We start from the raw sequence: 2,362 nt of genomic DNA, 5'->3' as shown, positions 1-2,362 counted from the left end.
CGCTACGACTTTAGTCGTCGACATTTATGTCTAAATCCACCTGCTTTGAGCAGGTGGTAGTTTAAGAACGGATAATGAAGCAGCCGCAAAATTCTATGAAGCTCTCGGATTTATCCAAACTAATAGAATAGAGGGGAGTACCCATGTTATGAAGCTGACTCCGAACCATCCCGCGGACAAGCAAGAGACCAATGTCTTATTGGAGAGAGAAGGATGGACCCTCTATGAGGATAAATATGGTAAATTGTATTATACTCAAACGAATAACGAATCTGTAGTTATGCTTGCTAAAGATGAAGATTGCTTCATTCTTATTAAACAATTCAGGAGAGCGGTACAGTCCTCTGTCATCAAGCTTCCGGGCGGGGGTGTTAACGCAGGGGAGAGCCTGGAATCGGCAGCCAAGAGAGAATTTCTAGAGGAGACGGGGTATTCCTGCGGTGACGTTATCTATCTGGGTAAAATGTGGTCCTCTTCTTGGCGAAGCAATGAAATGACCCATGTATTCTATACAGAAGAAGTATCGCCGCCTGACTTGCAGCGGTTGGAGAACCACGAAAGCATTGAGGTTCTACGTGTAGAAGTAAAGGACTGCTTAAACCTAATTAAAGCGAATGAAATTTCAGACCCGGAACTAACCTTCGCTCTATTGCAAGTCATTTTAAGGGGAATGCTGACTGGACATGGGAGGTAGACCGCATGATTCTGGAAGTTGCCATATTGAATGTCATCCCGGAGTTGGCCGATAAATTTGAACGTAATTTTAAAATAGCCTCCGGCATCATTTCAAAAATGAAAGGCTATATCTCTCATGAGCTGCAGAAGTGTATAGAGGAAGAAAGCAAATATATTTTGCTGGTTAGATGGGAAACTCTCGAGGATCATACCGAAGGGTTTAGAGGGTCGAAGGAATACTTGGAATGGAAAGCTTTATTGCATCATTTCTATAATAATCCTTTTCCAGTAGTTGAGCATTATAGGGGCATCGATCTGGGATGATTAATGGGAGTGGGTCGTTAGTCAGGAGACTGACCGGTCAAAAATAAGCCTGGAGGAGAACCGTCAATCAACCGAGGATATGGCCAGGCAGTTGATGAGAATTATCGAGGATCATTACGAAACGGGTAGGCAGGTCCTTTCAATAATGTAAGAAAGTTTTTATGACAATATAAAACCATTTCCTATTTAGAACGTATTACAAATTAACAGGCACAGGGGGGATGAACCATGTTTCAAGAGACCATCTTACAGAAACGGGATCAATTTACAAAGATCTTCGATCAATTAACCCATTCAATTAGTTGGAGTGTGGATAAAAGGGTTCGAATGAGCATAACGTCACAGTTTATGTCGACTGAGCGGGATTTTGACCCTAAAGCTTACTTATACGTTATTGATTTTATAAAGAGAGAAGAAGGTTGGTTTTCATCACTTCCATATAATACACGCTACATATTAGCAGCCTTACTCATAACACAATTTGAGGACCCGTATAAAGCATACAGTGAATTAAAAGAATGCTATGAAGTATTAACGAATAATAAGTTTCGAAAAGGGCCTTATACTTATTTATCTGCGTTTTCTCTGCTAACTCATAAAAAGGAGAATGGAAATCTGGCGGAGCAGGCCCAGCGTGCAATGGAAATTTACAAAGCTATTAGAAGCAGACATTTCTTTCTAACCTCCTCTGACGATTATCCTCTATCCGTATTATTATCGCAAAGTAATCGTTCCATTGATTCATTAATGGAAGATATTGAATATTTCTATGACTTTCTAAGTAAACATGGATTTAGAAAAGGAAATGACTTACAGTTTTTATCGCATATATTAACTCAAGGGCAGCCGGAAAGAAGAGTACAGCTTGCGGAAACGACTGCTCGATACTTAGAAGCATTCCAAAGTGAAAAAGTTAAAATTAAGGGCATGCACTATCCGGCATTGGGAGTTTTAGCGCTTATAGATACACCTGAAAATACGCTCGCAGATGTAATCAAGGCATATTCACATTTTAACGAAAGCAAATTATTCCGTTGGTATAAAGACATGAGTCTGCTGGTAGCTATTCAGTTATATGTACAACAAATCATTGCAGATAATAGTGTATTATCCGTTGGGATTGCCACAAGCATCCAGACTATCCTGCAGGCGCAGCAAGCAGCAATGATAGCCGTTATATCTGCCGGCGCTGTAGCCGCAGCAAGCTCATCAAATGGAGGCGGCAATTAACTTTCCAGGTGTCGGTATAAAGAGGGATCCAAATGGCGTTCGGATCCCTTTTGAGTTTTTAGTTTTAAATAGAGGCTCGGAAATAAGCAGTCATTCTGAGTCCAATTGAGGGGTGAATAAGGCAAATATGCCG

General features: G+C 40.8%; 3 protein-coding genes. All 3 read left to right on the top strand.

The genetic code is table 11. The features are described 5' to 3' along the window. Nucleotides 1–148 precede the first annotated feature (148 nt). The 3 genes from ACFQ03_RS05145 to ACFQ03_RS05135 all read left to right on the top strand — a co-directional run bounded on the left by ACFQ03_RS05145 (nucleotide 149) and on the right by ACFQ03_RS05135 (nucleotide 2,229). The gene (locus tag ACFQ03_RS05145; RefSeq protein WP_379286559.1) at nucleotides 149–694 is read left to right on the top strand and encodes an NUDIX hydrolase; all 546 of its coding nucleotides are present in this window, start codon (nucleotides 149–151) and stop codon (nucleotides 692–694) included. Nucleotides 695–699: 5 nt separating this feature from the next. Further along, nucleotides 700–999: an antibiotic biosynthesis monooxygenase family protein gene (locus ACFQ03_RS05140; protein WP_379286557.1), complete on the top strand. Its 300-nt coding sequence runs from the start codon at nucleotides 700–702 to the stop codon at nucleotides 997–999. 228 nt (nucleotides 1,000–1,227) lie between these two features. Then, nucleotides 1,228–2,229 (top strand): DUF4003 family protein, encoded by a 1,002-nt coding sequence (locus ACFQ03_RS05135; protein ID WP_379286555.1) that lies wholly within the window; start codon nucleotides 1,228–1,230, stop codon nucleotides 2,227–2,229. The last annotated feature ends 133 nt before the right edge of the window (nucleotides 2,230–2,362 follow it).

This window comes from Paenibacillus residui (genome assembly GCF_042677205.1).
Taxonomy (GTDB): Bacteria; Bacillota; Bacilli; order Paenibacillales; family NBRC-103111; genus Paenibacillus_L; species Paenibacillus_L residui.
The sequence above is the reverse complement of the archived record's forward strand: the minus strand, read 5'-3'. Positions and strand labels throughout refer to the sequence as shown.